Origin of the sequence: Aquimarina sp. MAR_2010_214 (assembly GCF_002846555.1) — a bacterium.
Lineage (GTDB): Bacteria > Bacteroidota > Bacteroidia > Flavobacteriales > Flavobacteriaceae > Aquimarina.
Genome location: NZ_PJMS01000001.1, coordinates 2,147,910 through 2,169,885, shown reverse-complemented (window position 1 = coordinate 2,169,885; position 21,976 = coordinate 2,147,910). Strand labels below are relative to the sequence as shown.

Annotated in this window: 22 protein-coding genes; 18 read left to right on the top strand and 4 right to left on the bottom strand. The window is 31.8% G+C overall.

Features of this window, described 5'->3' with window-relative positions:
• Window positions 1-72: 72 nt before the first annotated feature.
• Complete coding sequence (locus tag ATE84_RS09125) at window positions 73-414, bottom strand: hypothetical protein (RefSeq protein WP_101447670.1); 342 nt, start codon at window positions 412-414, stop codon at window positions 73-75.
• Window positions 415-699: 285 nt separating this feature from the next.
• On the opposite strand from ATE84_RS09125, the gene ATE84_RS09120 reads away from it, so the two are divergent.
• Window positions 700-1,713 carry a M12 family metallopeptidase gene (locus tag ATE84_RS09120; protein ID WP_158237213.1) on the top strand — a complete coding sequence of 338 codons (1,014 nt, stop codon included), beginning with the start codon at window positions 700-702 and terminating at the stop codon, window positions 1,711-1,713.
• 365 nt (window positions 1,714-2,078) lie between these two features.
• On the opposite strand, the gene asnB is transcribed toward ATE84_RS09120, so the two are convergent.
• Window positions 2,079-3,758, bottom strand: coding sequence for an asparagine synthase B (asnB, locus tag ATE84_RS09115; protein WP_101447668.1), 1,680 nt, complete (start codon window positions 3,756-3,758; stop codon window positions 2,079-2,081).
• 261 nt (window positions 3,759-4,019) lie between these two features.
• On the opposite strand from asnB, the gene ATE84_RS09110 reads away from it, so the two are divergent.
• The gene (locus ATE84_RS09110) at window positions 4,020-4,553 is read left to right on the top strand and encodes a DUF2911 domain-containing protein (RefSeq protein WP_101447667.1); all 534 of its coding nucleotides are present in this window, start codon (window positions 4,020-4,022) and stop codon (window positions 4,551-4,553) included.
• 1,721 nt (window positions 4,554-6,274) lie between these two features.
• Here the strand turns inward: ATE84_RS09110 and ATE84_RS09105 are convergent.
• Entirely contained in the window at window positions 6,275-6,904 is a 630-nt protein-coding gene (locus ATE84_RS09105; RefSeq protein ID WP_101447666.1) for a 7-carboxy-7-deazaguanine synthase QueE, read from the bottom strand.
• Between the two features lie 136 nt (window positions 6,905-7,040).
• The gene (locus ATE84_RS09100; RefSeq protein ID WP_233195775.1) at window positions 7,041-7,457 is read right to left on the bottom strand and encodes a RidA family protein; all 417 of its coding nucleotides are present in this window, start codon (window positions 7,455-7,457) and stop codon (window positions 7,041-7,043) included.
• Between the two features lie 153 nt (window positions 7,458-7,610).
• Here ATE84_RS09100 and ATE84_RS09095 point away from each other — a divergent pair, with 153 nt between their 5' ends.
• The 16 genes from ATE84_RS09095 (at window position 7,611) to ATE84_RS09020 (ending at window position 21,876) form a co-directional block, all read left to right on the top strand.
• Window positions 7,611-9,146 carry a helicase HerA-like domain-containing protein gene (locus ATE84_RS09095; protein ID WP_101447664.1) on the top strand — a complete coding sequence of 512 codons (1,536 nt, stop codon included), beginning with the start codon at window positions 7,611-7,613 and terminating at the stop codon, window positions 9,144-9,146.
• Between the two features lie 40 nt (window positions 9,147-9,186).
• Window positions 9,187-9,756: a hypothetical protein gene (locus ATE84_RS09090; protein WP_101447663.1), complete on the top strand. Its 570-nt coding sequence runs from the start codon at window positions 9,187-9,189 to the stop codon at window positions 9,754-9,756.
• Window positions 9,757-9,767: 11 nt separating this feature from the next.
• The gene (locus tag ATE84_RS09085; RefSeq protein WP_101447662.1) at window positions 9,768-10,136 is read left to right on the top strand and encodes a cupin domain-containing protein; all 369 of its coding nucleotides are present in this window, start codon (window positions 9,768-9,770) and stop codon (window positions 10,134-10,136) included.
• Window positions 10,133-10,972, top strand: coding sequence for an alpha/beta hydrolase (locus ATE84_RS09080; protein WP_101447661.1), 840 nt, complete (start codon window positions 10,133-10,135; stop codon window positions 10,970-10,972). Before ATE84_RS09085 ends, ATE84_RS09080 begins: the two co-directional genes overlap by 4 nt.
• A 127-nt stretch (window positions 10,973-11,099) precedes the next feature.
• The gene (locus tag ATE84_RS09075; protein ID WP_101447660.1) at window positions 11,100-12,113 is read left to right on the top strand and encodes an SIMPL domain-containing protein; all 1,014 of its coding nucleotides are present in this window, start codon (window positions 11,100-11,102) and stop codon (window positions 12,111-12,113) included.
• Window positions 12,114-12,165: 52 nt separating this feature from the next.
• The gene (gene rluF / locus ATE84_RS09070) at window positions 12,166-13,035 is read left to right on the top strand and encodes a 23S rRNA pseudouridine(2604) synthase RluF (RefSeq protein WP_101447659.1); all 870 of its coding nucleotides are present in this window, start codon (window positions 12,166-12,168) and stop codon (window positions 13,033-13,035) included.
• A gap of 98 nt (window positions 13,036-13,133) precedes the next feature.
• Window positions 13,134-14,090 (top strand): DUF4440 domain-containing protein, encoded by a 957-nt coding sequence (locus ATE84_RS09065; RefSeq protein ID WP_101447658.1) that lies wholly within the window; start codon window positions 13,134-13,136, stop codon window positions 14,088-14,090.
• Window positions 14,091-14,112: 22 nt separating this feature from the next.
• Window positions 14,113-14,538, top strand: coding sequence for a VOC family protein (locus ATE84_RS09060; RefSeq protein ID WP_101447657.1), 426 nt, complete (start codon window positions 14,113-14,115; stop codon window positions 14,536-14,538).
• A gap of 200 nt (window positions 14,539-14,738) precedes the next feature.
• Window positions 14,739-15,560, top strand: a complete 822-nt coding sequence (locus ATE84_RS09055; protein WP_101447656.1) for a hypothetical protein — start codon at window positions 14,739-14,741, stop codon at window positions 15,558-15,560.
• Window positions 15,561-15,744: 184 nt separating this feature from the next.
• Window positions 15,745-16,665 carry a sterol desaturase family protein gene (locus ATE84_RS09050; protein ID WP_101447655.1) on the top strand — a complete coding sequence of 307 codons (921 nt, stop codon included), beginning with the start codon at window positions 15,745-15,747 and terminating at the stop codon, window positions 16,663-16,665.
• Between the two features lie 51 nt (window positions 16,666-16,716).
• The gene (locus ATE84_RS09045; RefSeq protein WP_101447654.1) at window positions 16,717-18,081 is read left to right on the top strand and encodes an aldehyde dehydrogenase; all 1,365 of its coding nucleotides are present in this window, start codon (window positions 16,717-16,719) and stop codon (window positions 18,079-18,081) included.
• Between the two features lie 460 nt (window positions 18,082-18,541).
• Window positions 18,542-18,799 (top strand): hypothetical protein, encoded by a 258-nt coding sequence (locus ATE84_RS09040; protein ID WP_101447653.1) that lies wholly within the window; start codon window positions 18,542-18,544, stop codon window positions 18,797-18,799.
• A 199-nt stretch (window positions 18,800-18,998) separates the two neighbouring features.
• Window positions 18,999-19,847 carry a helix-turn-helix domain-containing protein gene (locus ATE84_RS09035; protein WP_101447652.1) on the top strand — a complete coding sequence of 283 codons (849 nt, stop codon included), beginning with the start codon at window positions 18,999-19,001 and terminating at the stop codon, window positions 19,845-19,847.
• Between the two features lie 109 nt (window positions 19,848-19,956).
• Window positions 19,957-20,430, top strand: coding sequence for a hypothetical protein (locus tag ATE84_RS09030; RefSeq protein WP_101447651.1), 474 nt, complete (start codon window positions 19,957-19,959; stop codon window positions 20,428-20,430).
• Between the two features lie 41 nt (window positions 20,431-20,471).
• On the top strand, window positions 20,472-20,843 hold the full coding sequence (locus ATE84_RS09025; RefSeq protein ID WP_101447650.1) for a DoxX family membrane protein: 372 nt from the start codon (window positions 20,472-20,474) through the stop codon (window positions 20,841-20,843).
• A gap of 484 nt (window positions 20,844-21,327) precedes the next feature.
• Window positions 21,328-21,876 carry a carboxymuconolactone decarboxylase family protein gene (locus tag ATE84_RS09020; RefSeq protein ID WP_101447649.1) on the top strand — a complete coding sequence of 183 codons (549 nt, stop codon included), beginning with the start codon at window positions 21,328-21,330 and terminating at the stop codon, window positions 21,874-21,876.
• The last annotated feature ends 100 nt before the right edge of the window (window positions 21,877-21,976 follow it).

The following is a 21,976-nucleotide window of genomic DNA, read 5'->3' as shown; positions in this document are numbered from 1 at the left end:
TTCATTTACAAAACCATTTGCTCCAACCTCTTCATCTATCTTCATACTAGCCTCTCCCAAAACAGTTACTATTCATCGTTTGATTCCTTTTACAAATAACACCTGAGCACCACCTTCTTCCTTTATTTCATAATCATATGTACCACTATTCATACCTCTATGTGTATTTTTTGGTCCTTGAGTTATAACATTATTCTCTACAATCAATTTTCCCGTTGTTTTATCAAAAACCCATACTACCTCTCCTTTATCATAATCAAGATCTATCCCTTGAAGTCCATCACTTACATTTTTCATATTCCGTGTACCATTGATTGGATTTTCTTTTCCTCGAGAACTGTCATTGTCACTATGACAACTTGTTAATATCCCAAATGTAGCAATAACCATTAATATCAGAATTTGTAATTTCATAACTACTATTCTTTTAGTTTTCAACACTTAAGAGATGTTTTATTTTCCATTTGGCTGCGTGCTATGGTCATAAAACCAAAGAAAACACTCTCATGATCTTATATTTTAATTAACTCAAATTTCAGCTAGAATAAACTGCAATTTTCATACAGATTATGTCAGTTTATAACAAAAAAACAACACTTTATTTATTAAAACAACGTGTTTATGTAAAAGAAATTAATCTTTAAAATGTTGCTTCTATATTTGCCAATATCATATTTACACAAACTTAATATAACAATTATGAAAATTAAAAAAGTCAATGCACTTAAGACCCTAACACTAGGTGCGGTATTACTTCTTGCTTCTTGTCAAAAGGACAACCTTAATGAGAATGTAAGCGAAAACTCAACATCAGCGAATGGAAAAACTACTGAAAAGTATTTTAAAGGAAATCTAATTACTGTAAAAGATATCGGAAACGGAGAATTCCTTTACAACTCAGACATTATCCTATCTTCCAGTATGTTATCCGACACACCTTCACCTGCTTTTGATCCCAAATCACCCCCAAGTGAAACTAATCAAAAATTAGCATTGTGGGCTTCGACTAAAAAATGGCCAAATAATACGATTGTTTATAAACTTGGATCATTAAATAGTACTTTGCGCACTAATTTAACTCAAGCTTTCAAAAAATGGTCTGATAAGACCAACATAAAATTTAAAGAAAGAACTAATGAATCTGATTATGTGCATATCTATGAATCTACAAATGTTTGTTCAGGGTGCGGAAGAGCTTCATTTGGAGTACAAAGAAACGGAAGTGTACAACTAGGTCGTACTGCTAGTGTTAGTCTAATAGTGCATGAATTAGGGCACACTCTTGGTTTTGTGCATGAACAAACAAGATCAGATAGAGATGATTATGTTATCATAAAATGGGAAAATATCCAATCGGGTATGGAAGGTAACTTCAAAAAAGATCAAAATGCACAATTATTGACTGGAGCATTTGATATTAATTCAATAATGATGTACCATTCTTATGGTTTTTCTAAAAACAGAAAACCAACCATTACTTTACTTAATGGCGAAACATATAATGGAGCACAACAAACTATATCTGCATTAGATATTGAAGGTACCAACAAAGCATATCCATCTGACGGAGGAAATCCTAGTGACCCATGTGCAGGTGTAAGCCCTTGGGTTTCTGGACAATCATATTCTGAAGGAGATAGAATAACTTACAATGGCTATTTATATACTTTACAAAATAACAGCTGGGTAAGTGGCGGAAAATGCTTAAACTAAAGTAGTTTACATTTCATTATAAAATAGATCGAATTTGTAAAGAAGGCTACAATTAATTTTGTAGCCTTCTTTCTATAATTTCTCTTTGAAATCATCTTCTTATTAAGCTAAGAAAATATTTCTAACCTGAGTTCGATTAATCTGAAATGTGTCAGTTTGAGCGAAATTCTGTTAAGAATCTTGTATCGAAAATCAGCATTTCAGCATTAAAACCTATTCTCGATACAATTTTTCTCCATTTTAATACGAAAAATTACTCGAATTGACGGTTTTTATCACATATCCAAATAGTAATCGAACTGAGTTTCTAAGACCCTACACCTCAATTAATTCAGTTTTTGGCTAAAACAAACTGCAATTTTATATCATACACTAACATCGTCATAAGCATCTTCATGTACATTAGCAATAGCTCTACCACTTGGATCATTCATGTTTTTAAACGCTTCGTCCCATTCTAGAGCAATTTTTGTACTACATGCTACCGATGGCTCTTGAGGAACACTCAATGCAGCAGTGTCACTAGGAAAATGCCCTTCAAAGATAGTACGATAGTAGAACTCTTCTTTGTTTTGAGGAGTTTGTATCGGGAATCTAAAATGTGCATTTGCCATTTGCTCATCGGTAACTTCGACCTCAACAACTTCTTTCAATGTATCAATCCAGCTATACCCTACTCCATCAGAGAATTGTTCTTTTTGTCTCCAGACTACACTTTCTGGCAAATAAGATTCAAAAGCCTTACGGATCACCCATTTTTCCATCCTTCCGCCATTGATCATTTTATCTTTTGGATTAATTCGCATCGCAACATCCATAAACTCTTTATCTAAAAATGGTACTCGCCCTTCAATTCCCCACGCAGCAAGGGATTTATTTGCTCGCAAACAATCATACATGTGCAATTTATCGAGTTTACGTACGGTTTCTTCATGAAATTCTTTTGCATTTGGCGCTTTATGAAAATATAAATATCCTCCAAAAATCTCATCGGCCCCTTCTCCAGACAACACCATCTTCACTCCCATAGATTTAATAACTCTTGCCATCAAATACATTGGTGTTGAAGCTCTTATGGTTGTTATATCGTAGGTTTCTAAATTATAGATCACGTCTTTAATTGCATCAAGACCTTCTCGAATGGTAAATTTTATTTCATGATGAATGGTTCCGATATGATCAGCTACTTTTTTTGCAGCTTCCAAATCTGGCGAACCTTCTAATCCAACAGAAAACGAATGTAACTTTGGCCACCATGCGTCTTTGGTGTCATTAGATTCTATTCGTTTTTCTGAATATTTTTTTGCTATAGCAGAGGTAACCGAAGAATCCAACCCACCGGATAACAGAACACCATAAGGAACATCTGACATCAATTGCCTATGAACAGCAGCCTCTAAAGCATCTCTAAGCTCATCAATACTAGTTTGATTTTCTTGTACTGTTTCATAATCAGACCAATCTCTAACATACCATTTCTTTAGTTCCCCTTCTTCACTTGATAGATAATGTCCCGGAGGAAACAATTCTATTTTAGTACAAACTCCTTCAAGAGCTTTTAACTCAGACGCCACATAGAAAGTACCATTTTTATCCCACCCCATATAAAGAGGAATAATCCCCATATGGTCTCTTGAAATGAAGTACGTATCCTTTTCTACATCATATAATGCAAAAGCAAAAATACCATTAAGATCATCTAAGAAATCTGTACCTTTTTGTTTATATAATGCTAAAATTATTTCGCAATCAGATTCTGTTTGAAAATCATACGTTCCTTCGAGCTGTTCACGAAGTTTTCTATGATTATAAATTTCTCCATTAGCCGCTAGCACCAATTTACGATCTGCACTAAACAGCGGTTGCTTACCAGAAACCGGATCTACTATAGCCAATCTTTCATGTGCTAGTATTGCATTTTCGCTAGAGTATATCCCACTCCAATCTGGACCTCTGTGTCTAATTTTCTTTGACATCTCTAACAATTGAGGTCGTAACTTCTCTGAATTTTGCTTTATATCAAAAGCACAAACAATTCCACACATATTCTTATTTTTCTATTGTTTTGAAAGGTTAAAGATACTTTACGGTTACAAAATAAAAACAAAACCCAACATATTACTTACATATTATAACAATAAAAACAATAAAACATAACAAAAAGAAACTTCACACAGGATATAATGTTATGTATACTATCAAATTGTTACCTTAAACATTTAACACAATTTATAGACTCGATTAACATTTCAATTGTAAGTTCAACAATATCTTTACGTCTGTCATAAAAAATTAAAATCACCATTATGAAAAAATCACTCGTATTAGTTATTATTATGTTTTTGGGTACAGTATCAAGCGTAAGTGCTCAAAAGTTTGCCGGACTACAGAAAAGTCCAACAGATATTTCTTACGCTAAGAAAGACAGAAATGCCAAACCAGAGATTAAAGTTGTCTATAGTCGTCCACAAAAGAAAGGGCGTAAAATTTTTGGTAGTTTAGCTGCCTATGATAAAGTATGGAGGACTGGGGCTGATGAAGCAACTGAAATTAGATTCTCTCAGGATGTAAAAATGGGAGATAAAACTATCAAAGCAGGGACATATTCATTATTTACTATCCCAGGTAAAAAAGAATGGACTATTATTATAAATTCTGATCTAGATAGTTGGGGAGCCTATTCTTATGATAAAAGTAAAGATGTGGCTAGAATAAATGTTCCCGTTGGAAGTGGTGACGAACTAGAAGTTTTTTCTATTGCTTTCAAAAAAGTAGATAAAGGATACCACATGGTATTGGGATGGGATACTACTCGCGTAGAAGTACCTTTTAACTTATAATATTACTTATTTAATTCACAAAAAAATAGCTTGAAAATAAATTTTCAAGCTATTTTTTTCCTCAACTATTGTGTTTGTTCTTATCCCCAACAGAGATAGTAAGTTCTTCTGTTATCTGTGAATAGCATGACCAGATGCTCCAGGTAACTCTCTTAGAAAATCCATTACAATTCTAAAAGTTAATCTAAATTTTGTGTAAAATAGCCCCATATGTTATGTTTAAAAAATTAATACAATTGTTATTCAAATATAATACCGATATAACTCGATGTCAATAATTTAATATATGTTTTAGATATAAATCAAGATTTTATCGATGATAAACACAAAAATCTCAATTCTTATAAATTTGCCCCCTAAACCTTTGTTATTTTATACAAGGATAATGGGGTAATTTCCCTCAATTTCCTTGTATAAATTCAAAAAGTTTATTCCTTTTCGTTTCATTTAGCTTTCAAAATTGTCCCTCAACAATCTGAAAAAACCTCATCTATGAATTGCATTACTGCAAGCAGATGGCAGTTGTCTTAAAAAGCTCTTTAAAGCCTTAATATCAATAACAAAAATACCGTAAAATAGCCTCATAATCTTCTGGTTTAAATTTGTTATACAAAGATAGCATCTAAACTTATTTGACCAATAAAAATTAACATCCTTAAAACAAAATTTTAGACATAAACCACTATAAAAACGCCATAACAACAAAAACAAACATTGTTTTGTTAATTTTTGAAGTTTTTTCTTACGGAATAAAACTAAATTTTAGGGGTTTTCTCCCCCTTTTTTATCTTTACATTTGTTTAAACAAGTTTTCTAAAAACATGTAAAACAACAAAATAGCATAATCATATCTATATAGTATTCTAAAAACACCACTACTCTTCTCCTAGTCACAAAACAATAAGGTATTCTGAGAAATTATAAATTTTATTGGTAAAATGAAGTATTTGTCTAATATAAGTCAAAACGATACTATTTAAGAAAAGACATCTATTATTAAATCATATATAGTCTTTTTCTGATACTATGCATCATCCATTCCTTACTTATAAAATCAGTAAGAGATTGTTCCTCAAAACAATCTCTTATCAAAGATCCAAAAAACAAAATGACGGATGATAATAAACTAGTACATTCATCAGTTATTGATTGCATATTGCGATACTCCTGGAAGGTCTTTTAAAAACTAACTATTGTTATAAAAATTAGTCCGAAAATAGAGGTGAAATACCTCATATTTACATTTATGAGCACAAAAAATTGTTAACTAACCTAAAAGAATAATTAAAATGACCTTTATATTCGACGAAAAATAAATTTCACGCTTAAATATTAAAAGTTTATGCGATACTTATCTACGCATAGCATATAAAGATGCCCCTGGTAATTCCTTTATAAAACTGATAAAAGTTCTAAAAGTTAATCCAAATGTAGTGTATAAATTTTTCATAAGAAACTGATTTTAAATTGTTCACATAAATTTAAGCACTATTAAAACAAGTAGTAAAACAAAAATGATAATTTCGATATAAATACTTAAAGAGCTGGGTAAAAAGTATATGAAATATTAAAAAAACACAAAAACAGTAGTCTTTTTCCTTCATTTTAAAAAGCGGAATATGGGGAATTATCCCTGGGATTATGGAAAAACCACAGTGTATTAACGATTAAATACTTGTATATCTAATCAAAAACCCTAATAATCAAACCAATAGCTCCTTTTAAGGTATATTTAAGTATTTATGAGTTTGAAGAGAAACTTTCCATTTTGGATTTTTCATAACATAATCCACAATCAGAGGAATGATTTTTTCACGAACACTCCATTCGGGCTGAAGATACAATACACAATTATCAGAAACTTTATCTGCTTGTCTTTCTGCAAATTCAAAATCACTTTTGTTATAAACGATACATTTTAACTCATCTGCTTTTTTATAGACTTCTTCTTTTGGAAGTTTTACTTTTTTAGGAGAAAGGCAAATCCAGTCCCATTCTCCTGTTAGAGGATAAGCACCAGATGTTTCAATATGAGTTTTAGCGCCCTTATCCTTAAGTCCCTGAGTTAGCAGTGTCATATCCCAGGTAAGTGGTTCTCCTCCCGTAACCACAATTACATTACTATATTTAAGTGCATTTTCTACAATAACATTTGTATCCGTTGGAGGGTGTAAATCTGCATTCCAGCTTTCTTTTACATCACACCAATGACATCCAACATCACAGCCACCGATTCTAACAAAATATGCCGCCGTTCCTTTGTGATAACCTTCTCCCTGAATGGTATAAAATTCTTCCATCAAAGGGAGCATTTTACCATCATTCACCAATTTTTGTATACTCTTTTGCATAAGGCTGCAAATGTAAATAATATTAAATTACGATTTCAGATTAATTACATCTTAAAAAATTCTTCTAATCAAAATTATAAAACGTTATCAAAAAGCAACTTAATCCATTATCAATAGTAGATTACAACTATTATCTTTATTCAGATTTAACGGCAATACATTCTATTTCGATCTTAGCACTAACTGCTAATCCTTTTGCTGCAAAGGTAGTACGTGCCGGTTTTTGAGGGAAATAGGTTTTATACACTTCATTAAAAGCAGAAAAATCTTCTATATCAGCCAAAATCACAGTACATTTCACTACATCTTCCATTTTCAAGCTATGATGTTCTAAAACTGCTTTGATATTTTCCAAAGTTTGTTTTGTTTCAGGTTGTATCCCTCCGGGCACCAATTTTCTTATACTATGATCCATTCCTACCTGACCAGACAGAAAATATAGGTTTCCTACCTGCACAGCATCAGAAAAGGGAGCAGTTGATTTTTTAGGTTCGTGAGTTTTATGAAAAACTACTGTATCTACAGGCTTTGTAGCATCTGTATTACAGCTCATAAAAAAAGTAAAAAGACAAATTATCAGTGTTATTTTTTTCATGGATTCAGAATAATAAAAAATTAGTATTGTGACTTACTTTATATTAAAAGTAACTTATAATTTCTATAGAAAAGTTAAGATTCCTATTTTTATGCAAAATTATATTTAATTATGAGTGATAACCAGGCATTTCTTGAACATATTAACGAAGGTTATAAAACCAAAGGTGATTTCCTAACCATGGGAGCTGCTATGCACAATGGCGAAACAATAACCAATGCTCATGTAAAAATCCCTTTAAAAACATTAAATCGCCATGGGTTAATTGCTGGCGCTACTGGTACAGGTAAAACCAAAACGCTGCAGGTACTAGCAGAAAACTTAAGCGAGCAAGGAATACCTGTACTCTTAATGGATATAAAAGGAGATCTTAGTGGGATTGCGGCTGCCAGCCCTGGTCATCCCAAAATTGATGAACGTCATGAAAAAATAGGTATCCCATTCGAGGCTAAGGATTTTCCTGTAGAGATTTTATCTCTTTCTGATCAGGATGGTGTTCGACTTAGAGCCACGGTAAGTGAGTTTGGGCCAGTTTTATTATCCAGAATTCTTGATGTTACCACAACACAAGCTGGGATTATCTCTATCATATTTAAATATTGTGATGATAATAAATTACCACTATTAGATTTAAAAGACCTAAAGAAAGTCTTACAATTTGCAACTCAAGAAGGCAAAAAGGAATTAGAAAAGGATTATGGGCGTATTTCTACCGCATCTACCGGTTCTATTTTACGTAAAATAGTCGAATTAGAGCAACAAGGGGCAGATCTCTTTTTTGGTGAAAAATCTTTTGACGTTCAGGATTTATGCAGGATTGATGAAAATGGCAGAGGTATTATCAATATCATTAGATTAACAGACATACAAGATAAGCCAAAATTGTTTTCTACGTTTATGCTTAGTCTTCTTGCCGAAATATATGGCACTTTCCCAGAACAGGGAGATAGCGGAAGACCAGAACTAGTTATCTTTCTTGATGAGGCTCATCTCATTTTTAAAGAAGCTTCTAATGCACTTATGGGTCAGATCGAGAGTATTGTAAAATTAATACGATCCAAAGGTGTCGGTCTTTATTTTGTAACTCAAAATCCAACTGATGTTCCTGATGGAGTTTTAAGTCAATTAGGCCTCAAAGTTCAACATGCACTTAGAGCGTTTACTGCCAAGGATAGAAAAGCGATTAAACTTACTGCAGAGAATTATCCGATTTCAGAATACTATGACACTAAAGAAATATTGACTTCTCTGGGAATTGGTGAAGCTTTGGTATCTGCCCTTGATGAAAAGGGACGCCCTACCCCACTAGCAGCTACTATGCTACGTGCTCCTATGAGTCGAATGGATATACTAAATGATAGCGAACTAAAAGTTTTACTTAAAAAATCAAAGCTTATCCCTAAGTATAATGAAGAAATAGATAGAGAAAGTGCCTATGAGCTGTTAAATAAAAAAATAGAAAAAGCGGAGGCAAAAGAAGCAAAAGCAGCTGCCAAAAAAGAAAGAGAAAAACTAAATAGAAGCTCATCCAGCTCTCGATCAAGAAGCAGAAGAACCAGTGCTACAGAAAAAGCAGTAATAAAAGTGCTAACCAGTGCTACTTTTATTCGGGGAGCTTTAGGAGTACTGAATAAGTTATTGAAATAATTTACGTTTATAGTTTAACAAATCATTTAATCATCTAGTTATGGCAAAGAGAATATTGAAAATTCTTTTTATTTCACTATTAATGTATAGCTGTCAGAAAGAAAAAAAACAAAACCCTTTTGAAATTACCAACAATAGAATAGGACTATTAACTAACGAAATACAAGTCAAAGAATTAGACTCTATCTATGCTAATGATTCTATTGCAAAGAGAGCCACAGGAGACCAGTTTCTAAATAATGCAAATGAAATAGAGGTTTATGAAAAAGGAGGTGTGAAATTATTAGTTTTAGAAGCTCAAAAAGAATCAGATCCAACATCTACTATAGAAAATATTCAAATTGTAGATCCTAGGTATAAAACTGCTTCGGGCTTATCCTCTAATAGTATTTTCAAAGATATCAAAGATCATTACAAGATCTCAAAAATCAATAATACACTAAGTACAGCAGTAATATTTGTAGATAGTATTCAAGCTTATTTTACTATCGATAAAAAAGAATTATCAAAAAAGTTTCAATCTACTACAGATATAGAAATAACAACTACAGATATCCCTGATGCTGCAAAAATCAAACACTTCTGGGTAAGCTGGGATGCGGCTAATTAAAAAATAAAAAAATGAGTAAAAAATATCATATCCAAAAATCTCCTTTTATTGTTCCCACTACCGATGGAAAATTAATAGAAGAGCATTTTGGCATGGCTACTGATCAAAATTCTCAAGTTAGCATAGCACATATGATTGCTCCACCTTATTGGAGTGAGCCTTTTCAAATTCCAGAATTTGATGAATACACCTATATTATTAGAGGTAAAAAACAATTTATTATAGACGATGAGAAAATAATATTAGAAGCGGGACAATCTATTAAAATCAAAAAAAACACAAGAATTCAATATACTAACCCTTTTAATGAAGAATGTGAGTATCTTGCCATTTGTCTCCCTGCATTTACTATGGAAGCAGTACATCGTGAAGGTGAATGAAAGAAAAATACAAAAAATACTTACCTCATATAATTGGAAAATACATCCAGTTTCTTTTCTTTTTTTATCCAAAAAAAGCAATCAATAAAGCATACATCCTATTCTGCACCCCAAGAAAAGGCAAAATATTACCCGAACAAGAAGATTTTCTCGAAGAAGCAGAGGACGAAACAGTTCTTATTGACACTATTTATATACAGACCTATAGATGGTCAAGTATGGGAGAAACAATTTTATTAGTTCATGGATGGGAAAGTAACACACATCGATGGAAGACTCTTATACAAAAATTACACAAAAAGGGATATAATGTAATTGCTTTTGATGCTCCTGCACATGGTAATTCTACAGGAAAAATATTAAATGTTCCTTTATACACCAAATGCCTTCAAAAAATAGTTGAACTCTATCGGCCTAATCATATAATGGGACATTCTGTAGGTGGTATGACAACTATATTTCATCAATATACGTACTCCAATAAAGAAATAGAAAAACTAATCGTATTGGCCCCTCCTTCAGAATTATCCAGAATTATGAAAGGGTATCAAGAGGTTTTAAAGCTTTCTCCAAAATTTATGAAAGCATTAAATCTGCATTTTAAAGAAAAGCACGGTTTTTCTTTTGAAGAGTTTTCTATAGCTAATTTTGCTAAAAGCATAACACTTAAAGGGCTTCTCATTCATGACAAAAATGATGATATTGCTCCTTATAGTGAAGCAGAAGGTATTAGCAAAAATTGGAATAATGCTCAATTTATTACTACCGAAAATTATGGACACTCCCTATTTTTTGATGACGTTGACAACATGATTATTGATTTTTTGAAAGCATAAGCTTTAAACAAACCCTAAATAGCGTCTTTCCTTGAAAAAAAGCACTTCCCTCATTTAAAAGGGCCGTTTACTCATTATTGTTTTCCTAAAACCCACCTTCAACATAGATTTACGATAAATCTAAATCATGAAAAATTTAATTTACATCTTCTTAGTATTCTCTAGTTCTTTCGCTTTTGCTCAAATTAGAGGAAACGCAACAATTATTTCCAGGCAAAATATAATTTCTACCTCAGAATTAGCGAATGCTGATATTTATGGAAATCAAATACAACAATTCAGGCAAAAGGATTTAATACCCAATCCAGTAATAACAATAGATGCTAAAGTGTTAAATAATATTGTTGCCGATTCGTATACCGCAATTTTTAATATCGTTCAAATCGGAAAAACATCTCAAGAAACCAATACACTAATGAAAGAGAGAGTAGCAAAAGTAAAAGATGAATTGTGCGCCAAAGGTATTTTAGAAGGAGATGTTATTATCGATGTCATTTCATTTGTTCCTGTATATGAAACCGTAGTAGAAAAAAAGTTGTTCAGTAAAAAATACAATGAAGTTCCCAAAGGTTTTGAATTACAACAAAATATCCATGTAAAATTCACTAATGTAAATCAATTTGAAAAAATACTTGCTACCTGTGCAAATAACGAAATTTATAATCTTGTCAAAGTAGATTATTTTATAAACGATATACAAGCTGTATACAAGCAACTACGTACAGAAATATTGAAAACTCTTAAAGAAAAACAACAATTCTATACCGATTTGGGTTTTGATTTAACGTCATATCACCCAACAATGGCAGACACTAAATATTGTCATTTTCCAAAAGAATTTTATAAAAACTACCAGGCTTTTCATAGTACTTCTTTAGAGACATTTAATAAGAAGCAAGGGATTGTAGCCGCAAAAAAACAAACCACTTATTATTATGACCCTATCTCTTATAAAGATTATGATATGGTTATAAATACTTCAATAGTTGAGCCCGTTGTACAAATAGGTATGGAAATAAAACTACAGTATACACCTATACCAAAAGAGCAAAAACCAATTGAAAAAGAAGTTACAAACCCAAAATATTTCTTAATCTCACCAGATGGAAACATTGATATTAAAGAATTAAAATTGAACTAATACCATTTATCATTTTGTTATAACCACTATCTTTGTATACTATTTTTATTGTATGCTTGAAAAAACTTTCACCAGACTTAATAAATATCTAAGCGAAGTTGGCTATTGCTCACGTCGCGAAGCAGATAAATTAATCGACCAAGGACGCGTAACCATTAATGGTAAAGTGCCAGAAATGGGAACCAAAGTTACTCCCAATGATATTGTTCGGGTAGATGGTGAATTAATAAACAAGCCTGAAGAAAAACACGTATATCTCGCTTTTAATAAACCTGTTGGTATAGTTTGCACAACAGCGCAAAACGAAAAGGACAATATTGTAGATTACATTAATTATCCTAAACGTATTTTTCCTATTGGTCGATTAGACAAACCTAGTGAAGGACTTATTTTTTTAACTAGTGATGGTGATATCGTTAATAAAATTCTTAGAGCAAGAAATAATCATGAAAAAGAATATGTCGTAACAGTAAATAAATTGATTAGCCCATTATTTATAAAGCGAATGAGTAATGGAGTTCCGATTCTCGATACCATAACCCGTAAATGCGAAGTAGAACAAATTAGCAAGTATGATTTTAAAATCGTGTTGACCCAGGGGCTTAATCGTCAAATTCGTAGAATGTGCGAATACCTTGGATATGAAGTGATAAAACTAAAACGAATTAGAATCATGAACGTACCTCTTGATATTCCTGTTGGGGAATGGAGGTATTTAACCGAAAAAGAATTAGGAGTTCTTAATGCTGATGTTGGGGATTCTAGTAAAACAGAAGAGGCTTCTGTATTAGAAGATACCAGATCTAAAAAAAACACTAATAACTCAAAACGACTTACCTCAAAAAACGATAAAAAAAGAAATTCTGACAAAAGAAGTTCTCGTGGGTCAAGAGATAAAAAACGGAGAGATCGAAGAAACTAACCCTTTTTTCGTTGTTAATTATATCATAATTTGCTCTTTATCAAGTTTTTCTCTTTTTTAAAATACCTAAATTGTATTACTAATCAATTCTCAATTCCATGATCAGAATATTGTTTTCTTTATTTTTTTTGGTAAGTACTATAATCTGGAGCCAGTCAGAATATGAACCTTCAGAAGCACATCCTTTTGGGCAACCAAATCCCAAAGCACCAAAAGAAATTCTGGATTTTGCACCTCTTATAGGAAAATGTAATTGTATCTCACAAACCAGAAATCAGGATCGTACCTGGGGAGAACCGAATAAAATGACCTGGGAATTTAAGTATATTATGAACGGAATGGCTATTCAAGATCAAACATTAAAAGCAGATGGCCGACACTCTGGTAGCATAAGACAATTTGATGCAGATAGTAGCCAATGGTATGTGCATTATTATTCATCAATAAGAGCGACTCCTGTACTTTCTTCCTGGAAAGGGAGTAAAAAAGAAGGGAAAATTATTTTATATCGTAAACAAAAAGCACCTAATGGCACAGACGGTTTTTCTAAACTTAATTTTTATGATATTAATGACAATGGATTTAAATGGCTCGGCGAGTGGGTAGATACAAATGAGACCATTTCTTTTCCGACCTGGAAAATCGAATGCGTTAGACAAGAAAACACAGAACAACTCTTTGATGAAGAACTAATAAGAGCTGAGGCAAAAGCTTTTTCTGATGCTTACCTAAGGCAAGATTATGAAGCTATTGCGAAAGCATATACTGATAATGCAAAGATATTTCCAACCAATGCACCAATCATTAAAGGATATGAAGCTATTAAAAAAAGATGGTCGGGATCTAGCGGTTATACTCCTATTGAACATGAAATTATTCCTGAAGAAATCGTAATTCTAGGTGATACTGCTCATGATTATGGAATATATAAAGGAAAAAACAAAAATGATGATGGAACAGAAATAACATATGAAGGAAAATATGTGGTTATCTGGAAAAAAGTTGACGATCAATGGAAAATGTATCTGGATATCTGGAATAGAATAAAAAAATAATCCTAATAAATTTCATTAGAAAATGAATATTTTATCTCCTTTCCACCTGGCAATTCCTGTCCATAACTTAGAAAATGCCAGAAATTTTTATAAAAATATTTTAGATCTTGAAGAAGGTCGAAGTAGTGATCAATGGGTTGATTTTAATTTCTTTGGTCATCAATTAGTAATCCATTACAAACCAAAAACAGACTTAGGAGATAATCATAATAATTTAGTAGATGGTAAAGATGTTCCTGTTCCTCATTTTGGAATTATTCTGGAATGGGGTGTATGGCAAGACCTTGCAAAAAAACTATCTGATAAAAATATTCAATTCGTTATTGAGCCTTATATTAGGTTTAAAGGAGAAGTTGGGGAACAAGCTACTATGTTCTTTTATGACCCTTGCGGTAATGCTTTAGAGTTTAAGTCATTTAAAGATACATCTCAAATTTTTTCAAAATAGCCCTACGCATATCTAATACTGAATCAAAAAGTAAGTATATTCCTACCTAACCTCTAAGATTTAGGGATAAACCACGTATTTTAAAGGATTTTCATTATATTAGGGCTGAAAACCAACTTTTTTATTGTTTTTTAACACATTTAATATAATTATATTTTTGTTTTAAACAATTAGTAACCATAATCTCAAAAAGTTTAGTAATGAGAAGAATTATCCTTTTTAATATTTTAATGACTTTAATTCTAGTTAGCTGTGGTATTCCTCAGGCTGATTTTGATAAATTAAAGGAGGAAAATGATAAATTAAAAAAAGAAATTGCAGAATGCCAGCTAACTCCTAATCAAATTCTTGAACAAGCTCATGAATACTATGACGCTTTAGAATATGTCAAGAGTAAAGAACGACTTGAGGTTCTAGTTGACAAATACCCTAGTTCTAGTGAAACTAAGAAAGGAAAAAGCTTATTAAAAAAGGTCAAGAAAGAGATTCTTCAAGCTCAAAAAGCACTAAATAAAGATAAGTTAACAGAAGAAAGTAATCCGGAGGATTATAAAAAGGCAATTGCAAAAATGAGGAAGAAGTATGATGCTGTTAATGAAGTAACCTGGTATTCAGATAAATCCTCTATCCAAGTAAATACTAAAAGTTATTTTCAAATCTACGTTGGTAAGAAAGATAGCCGTAAGCCATGGTTAGGGTTTTCTATTAACTATTTTACCAAAAAAGATTGGTTATTTATACAGAGAATCGAAATAGATGTGGATGGAAAAATCTATCATGTAGAAGAAGACACACCAGGAGAATTTAATTCGAAAGAAGAATCTGGGGGGAAAAGAGAATGGATTGATCGGGTAGTGAAACAACTCGAAATGCCTATGATAAAAGCGATTGCTTCTGGAAAAAAAGTTAAAATAACATTTTTTGGGAAGGAAAATGTTGATTCAAGAATCGTAAGTAAATCAGAAAAGAAAGCTATGAAAAATACCTTGAGAGCTTTTAATGTACTTAGAGATCTTAAGTAAAACAAGATTACCTAATAAATGGTTTGAAAAGTAAATGAACATGTTTCTAATTCACTTTTCAAACTATTTATTTATACAATTAATACTAAAATAAGGTTCATAATCGAATACTTCAGTTTTGTTAATGATATCCTAAAAATTCTCCCTATATTCCGCCCCGATGGAATAAAATAGAAAAAGAAAAATGGAATTTATTAAACCCTTGACCTATGGAGTGCCCCTTTTTTTGGCACTAATTTTATTAGAGCTTACCTATAGCAAAACTCATGATCAAAAAGATCTATATAATTGGAAAGACTTAACTGCCAGTTTAACCATGGGGGTAGGATCAGCAATCTTAGGACCATTAATCAAGACTGTTTTTTCTATTGTACTATTTCATTTTGTATATGAGCTTTTTAATCCTGAAGTTGATGGGGTTCGAACTAATATAATGGGTTGGAAATCTTTTGGATTCGCATGGTATGTTTGGCTTTTATGTCAACTCGCAGATGACTATACCTATTACTGGTTTCATAGACAGAATCATATGGTAAGAGCTTTATGGGCCGCGCACATTGTACACCATTCTTCGGATAATTTTAATTTGGGTACTGCAGTAAGAAATGGATGGTTTACTCTTCTTTACAAACCATTATTTTATATGTGGTTACCAGCAATAGGATTCCCTCCTGGGATGGTAATAGTTTGCCTGGGTATTGAAGCGCTATGGCAATTTCAACTTCATTCTGTATACATTCCTAAAATGGGAATAATTGAAAAATTATTCAATACGCACACCATGCATCAGGTGCATCATGCCAAAAATATAGAGTACATGGATAAAAATCATGGAGGATTTCTCAATATTTTTGATAAAATATTTGGTACCTGGAAAGAACTAGACGAGGATATAGAAATACAATATGGTGTTACACATGCACCAAATTCATACAATCCCTGGATAATCCTAACTCATGAATATAAGGATATATGGAATGACACCAAAAAATCAAAAAACTGGTATCATAAATTCATGTATATTTTTGGCCCACCAGGATGGAGTCATGACGGTAGTACTTTGACCGTAAAACAGATGCAACGAGAACTTAAGCTTGAAAAGTAAAAAGCTTAACAAAAATCCTTATTTTTAAGATTCTTAAGAATATGTATCATTATGGATTATCAAGGTGTCATAGATCAACAACGTCTATTTTTTAATACGAATACGACAAGAGACATCTCTTTTAGAATTAAAGAATTAAAGCAACTAAAAAACGTATTACAAAAAAACGAGAAGCTACTTTATAATTCTATCTATGCTGATTTTAAAAAATCAGAATTCGAAACTTACGTTACCGAGTTATCCATAATTTATCATGAAATTGACCTAGCCCTAGTAAAAATTAAAAAATGGAACAGGAAAAGAAAAGTTCGCACAGGATTAACAAACCTTCCTGGAAGAAGTTATATTATTCCTGAACCTTATGGGAGTATTCTTGTAATCGGAGCCTGGAATTACCCATATCAATTATCACTTTGTCCGGCTATAGCGGCAATTGCAGCTGGATGTACTGTTATTCTTAAACCAAGTGAGGTTCCTTCAAAAACCTCAGCAACAATGGCTTCACTGATCAATCAAAACTTTGATCCTGCTTTTTTCAAAGTTATTGAAGGTGGAGTAAAAGAAACATCCGATCTTTTAAAAATTAAATTTGACAAAATATTTTTTACCGGTAGTGTATCGGTAGGAAAAATCATCTACCAGGCAGCTGCAAAACATCTTACTCCGGTTACTCTAGAGTTAGGTGGAAAAAGTCCTGCAATTATTACAAAAGATGTAGATATTAATATGACTGCCAAAAGGTTGGTTTGGGCAAAATTTCTTAATGCTGGTCAAACTTGTATCGCTCCAGATTATGTTATAATAGATTCTTCTATACGTGATCAGTTTTTATTAGCAATGAAAGATCATATCAAAAAAAGTGATTACAATGTAAACCATCATAATTATACGCAAATCATTAATGACAAGAATTTTGATAGACTCAATAACTTGATAGATTCAGATAAAATATATGTAGGTGGCTTGGGTAATCCCGAAGAGCGAGTAATACCTCCTACTATCCTAAAAGATGTATTATTTTCTGATAAAGTAATGCAAGAAGAAATCTTTGGTCCCATTTTGCCAGTGCTTTCATTTGATTCTATCGAAGAAGCTATCACAAAAATCAAAACATTATCTAAGCCTCTTTCTTGTTATGTTTTTACTAAAAATAAAGCTATAAAAAATAAAGTTCTAAACGAAATATCATTCGGAGGTGGTGCTGTAAATGACGCTGTAATGCATTTTACAGAACAATCTCTTCCTTTTGGAGGTGTTGGTGATAGTGGTATCGGAAATTATCACGGAAAATATGGGTTTGATGCTTTTTCTCACTTTAAGAGCATCCTGCAAAAACCATTTTGGATAGAACTTAATTTAAAATATGCTCCATATAGTGCAAAAAAATTAAAATGGTTAAAACGAATTATCGGGTAAGCACATCGTAATCAGTTAGAGTTATTTTCAATAATTTGATAAAAAAGTAATTAGCACCTATCGTCGGGCTTTGATCGCAAAGACTAGTGGATATAACTTCTCTTTTGTAACAAACATCTTGCTTTCACCCTCAACAAAACCAGGGAAAACCTCATAAGGCGATCCGTCATATTCATTTAAGTATTCTATAGTTAATCCAGCTTCTGTAAGTAAGAGGTTTCGTGCAAATCAAAAGTTGTTTACACTTATAATTTGATTCAAAAAACCTTATTTTTTCTGTCTTTTTTCAGAAGTTGAGGTTTCCCGTAAGAATTCTAAAAAAATCTACCTTAAATTAGTAATAGAGAAAAAATAATGAAAAATATACTTCCATATATATCTCATTATACGTCAGTCTACTAGTCAATAATTGCTTATCCTTACTATAACTAACTATGAATTAATTCTAAAAGGCACAACTATGAGTTTAAATAGAATAGCTAGAAAAAGTGGTGTAACAATAAACTCACTTAGAGATCTTACCGAAGGAAATGTAAGGTCTGGCATAGCAAATAAGCTTGGAGTTACAACTTCTTCATTACAAACATTTGTAGATGGAGGTACTAGTAATGGACTTGCTACTAAAATAGAAATAACATCATCAAGCTTACAAGAGCTTAGAAACATGATTGGACAACGAGGTGCAATTGGATTAATCGTTCGATTATTACTAGCCTGAATACTAGCCTCCATAGTTCATCATTATCAATATTCTTAAAAGAATATCGATCACTTCCATATAGTCTCTCAGTTTAGAGAGAAACATATTCTACACATATCCAATATCCCAAAGAGCTTGCCCGTGAGCTCAAAAAAATAAACTTAAATCCTTTTACATTGATTTGTAATAAAACCGTATAAAAAACGACCTATCATGTATGATAAAAGAATTTAAAGAATTTTCGACCGGTGCTATACTAAAAATTGCTGACGAAGAACTATTACAGTCTTATGTAACATCAAAAATTATAGAATTATTTACTTTTATCTGGGCTAGAGACACTGATATTAGTATAGAGATTGATGGAGTTTCTACTACAATCAAAAAAAATAAAATTGTAGTGCTAACGCCAAATCAATATTTCAAATTTATTGATGGAGTAAATGCACTAGTATATCAGTTTAACAGAGAGTTTTATTGTATCAAAGATCATGATAAAGAAGTAAGTTGTGTTGGAGTTCTTTTTTATGGAAATACCACCATTTCTATCGTTAAACTAGATGTAAAAGAGCAAAATAAATTAGATCAATTACATAAGGTTTTTTTAGATGAGTTAGACACTGTAGATACCATACAGGCAGAAATGCTACGTATGCTAATGGCTAGATTTATAATAACAACCACACGCCTAATCAAACAACAAAGCAATTATAATAACCTTGGAGATCAGGTAGATTTGATTAGAAATTTCAACATCTTGGTAGACACTCATTTTAGAAAAGAACATGCTGTAGGGTTTTATGCTCAAAAACTATTTAAATCCCCTAAAACGTTATCAAATAATTTTGCTAAATTTGAAAAAAGTCCCCTACAAATTATTCATGATCGGATAATTTTAGAAGCCAAACGCCTACTTATCTATACAGACAAATCTGCTAAAGAGATTGCTTATGAAATCGGTTTTGAAGATGCATCTCATCTTAGTAGAATGTTTAAAAGACATACATCTCTTTCTCCTTCAGAGTTTAAAAAACAATTGAAACCAGAACTTGAAAGGAAATATTGACAAGAATATAGGAAAAAGATATATGTTATGTTATTTATGTTTGCCCTAATTTTATACTATAAAAATAAAATCAATTACCGAAGTATTTTTCGGGTAAAGCATATTAAATATGAAAACTTCAATTCTTACCACCAAACTAGCAATATTTAGCATTTTATTTCTATCTCTGTCAATAAGTAATGCTCAAATAATTTATGAAGATCAATTAGAGACTGTGTATTTAAACGAAAATGCAGAGGAAGTAGTCTATACAAATAGCTTTAGCAATTTTAATAACGATCTTATTGCCATAAACAAAATTGATTTCAAGAATCAAATTCAAAAAGCTAACCAAAATAATGATCGTTTATTATTTCTTTCAGAAAGAAGTAACTTAGAAATTTTGACTGCAACTTACCTAAAAATTATACGTAAAAGCGCCAATAGAAGTAACAACTCCGAGTCTTTCAAAGCATTTCTTAACAAGAAATTACCCGAGTTAATTAATCAATTTAAAAAAGATAATAACCTAGAAGAATTGTATATTATCTCAAGAAAGAATACTTTTAATGGGAAAATCGACGCTTTACCCAGTGTTCTATAACGTGTTTACCACAATAAAACTAATTAATATAACAACCTAACATGAAAAAGATTTTACCCCTCTTGTTACGAATTCTCGTAGCATTAATCTTAATTCAAACTCTTAGATTTAAATTTACTGCTCATCCAGATAGTGTGTATATATTCACAAAAGTTGGATTAGAACCTTATGGAAGAATAGGTACAGGAATAACAGAATTAATTGCCGGTATTTTATTATTGATCCCTAAAACAGCATGGATTGGCGCAATGCTAGCTCTTGGTATTATCGGAGGTGCTATCATGATGCATTTAACCAAATTAGGTGTCGAAATTAATAATGATGGCGGAATTCTCTTCATCACTGCAGTAGTAACTTTTGTATTAAGTGCGGTTATTCTTTGGACTAGAAGAAAAGAAGTCAAATTTTTTTAATCCTAAAGCGATTAGGTACTCATAAATAGTGCTTAAAAAAGTATTCAAACACCTCTATTGTAAAGAGGTGTTTTTTTATATCCGGGAAAAATCGACAAGTCCTTGGGAAAAACTACCATTCCTTCCCTCTCTTCTATGTCACATCTTTGCACTGTTAATTTAAAACTATACAAAAATGACAGTACAACATAAATCAATTTTCAATTTAATTGAAATTTTTAGCAAAGGAAGAAAAAAAATAGCCGCCTCTATTCATCCAAAAACACATTGTGAACAAAAAGGCATTCATGATTTTTATTGTGATACCAAAAAATCTTTCGTCCAAAGATAAGTACAAAAATAGGTTAGGAAAATTTGACAAGTAATCGGGAAAAACGACTATTCTACTCCACCTATTTTCACACGATCTTTGCCTCGTTAATTAAAAACAAAATAACAGAAGCCTGAAAAAGGTTTCAATAAAATAACTAAAAACAATTATATTATGAGCACATTTAATGTACCAACCAGAGAAGAAGTAAACGCCGGTAATCAAGCGATATTTGACAACCTTAATAAAGCATTAGGGTTTGTACCTAATCTATACGCAACTTATGCACATAGTGAAACAGCACTAGAAAACTATTTAAACTTTTCTAATGCAAAAACATCTCTTTCTGCAAAAGAAAAAGAAGTTGTAAACCTGGCCGTTAGTGAAGTAAACGGATGTGTATACTGTCTATCTGCTCATACAGCAATAGGAAAAATGAACGGGTTTACCGATGAGCAAATTTTAGAACTTAGAGCTGGTCGTGCTTCTTTCGACACTAAACTTAATGCATTAGCCGGATTAGCAAAAAATATTACAGAAAATAGAGGTAATGCTAATCAGGATGCTATAGACAACTTTTTTACTGCTGGATATTCTAAAGGAAACTTAATAGACACTATTGTATTAGTAGGAGACAAAACAATTTCTAATTACATAAACAATACAACGCAAATTCCTGTAGATTTTCCGGTTGCACAACCATTAGAAGCTACAGAAGTCTAATTACCCCGATTAAACCTCACAGACTAATACCAAATCAGGTTGCATTTCTGTGAGGTTTCAAAAAATAATTTCAAATAATTTAAATTACAAGTATCAAAAT

Excerpts from the sequence above, each read along its gene's own strand:
- ATE84_RS09125 (WP_101447670.1), bottom strand. The coding sequence starts at position 414 with ATGAAATTACAAATTCTGATATTAATGGTTATTGCTACATTTGGGATA.
- ATE84_RS09120 (WP_158237213.1), top strand. The coding sequence starts at position 700 with ATGAAAATTAAAAAAGTCAATGCACTTAAGACCCTAACACTAGGTGCG.
- asnB (WP_101447668.1), bottom strand. The coding sequence starts at position 3,758 with ATGTGTGGAATTGTTTGTGCTTTTGATATAAAGCAAAATTCAGAGAAG.
- ATE84_RS09110 (WP_101447667.1), top strand. The coding sequence starts at position 4,020 with ATGAAAAAATCACTCGTATTAGTTATTATTATGTTTTTGGGTACAGTA.
- ATE84_RS09105 (WP_101447666.1), bottom strand. The coding sequence starts at position 6,904 with ATGCAAAAGAGTATACAAAAATTGGTGAATGATGGTAAAATGCTCCCT.
- ATE84_RS09100 (WP_233195775.1), bottom strand. The coding sequence starts at position 7,457 with ATGAGCTGTAATACAGATGCTACAAAGCCTGTAGATACAGTAGTTTTT.
- ATE84_RS09095 (WP_101447664.1), top strand. The coding sequence starts at position 7,611 with ATGAGTGATAACCAGGCATTTCTTGAACATATTAACGAAGGTTATAAA.
- ATE84_RS09090 (WP_101447663.1), top strand. The coding sequence starts at position 9,187 with ATGGCAAAGAGAATATTGAAAATTCTTTTTATTTCACTATTAATGTAT.
- ATE84_RS09085 (WP_101447662.1), top strand. The coding sequence starts at position 9,768 with ATGAGTAAAAAATATCATATCCAAAAATCTCCTTTTATTGTTCCCACT.
- ATE84_RS09080 (WP_101447661.1), top strand. The coding sequence starts at position 10,133 with ATGAAAGAAAAATACAAAAAATACTTACCTCATATAATTGGAAAATAC.
- ATE84_RS09075 (WP_101447660.1), top strand. The coding sequence starts at position 11,100 with ATGAAAAATTTAATTTACATCTTCTTAGTATTCTCTAGTTCTTTCGCT.
- rluF (WP_101447659.1), top strand. The coding sequence starts at position 12,166 with ATGCTTGAAAAAACTTTCACCAGACTTAATAAATATCTAAGCGAAGTT.
- ATE84_RS09065 (WP_101447658.1), top strand. The coding sequence starts at position 13,134 with ATGATCAGAATATTGTTTTCTTTATTTTTTTTGGTAAGTACTATAATC.
- ATE84_RS09060 (WP_101447657.1), top strand. The coding sequence starts at position 14,113 with ATGAATATTTTATCTCCTTTCCACCTGGCAATTCCTGTCCATAACTTA.
- ATE84_RS09055 (WP_101447656.1), top strand. The coding sequence starts at position 14,739 with ATGAGAAGAATTATCCTTTTTAATATTTTAATGACTTTAATTCTAGTT.
- ATE84_RS09050 (WP_101447655.1), top strand. The coding sequence starts at position 15,745 with ATGGAATTTATTAAACCCTTGACCTATGGAGTGCCCCTTTTTTTGGCA.
- ATE84_RS09045 (WP_101447654.1), top strand. The coding sequence starts at position 16,717 with ATGGATTATCAAGGTGTCATAGATCAACAACGTCTATTTTTTAATACG.
- ATE84_RS09040 (WP_101447653.1), top strand. The coding sequence starts at position 18,542 with ATGAGTTTAAATAGAATAGCTAGAAAAAGTGGTGTAACAATAAACTCA.
- ATE84_RS09035 (WP_101447652.1), top strand. The coding sequence starts at position 18,999 with ATGATAAAAGAATTTAAAGAATTTTCGACCGGTGCTATACTAAAAATT.
- ATE84_RS09030 (WP_101447651.1), top strand. The coding sequence starts at position 19,957 with ATGAAAACTTCAATTCTTACCACCAAACTAGCAATATTTAGCATTTTA.
- ATE84_RS09025 (WP_101447650.1), top strand. The coding sequence starts at position 20,472 with ATGAAAAAGATTTTACCCCTCTTGTTACGAATTCTCGTAGCATTAATC.
- ATE84_RS09020 (WP_101447649.1), top strand. The coding sequence starts at position 21,328 with ATGAGCACATTTAATGTACCAACCAGAGAAGAAGTAAACGCCGGTAAT.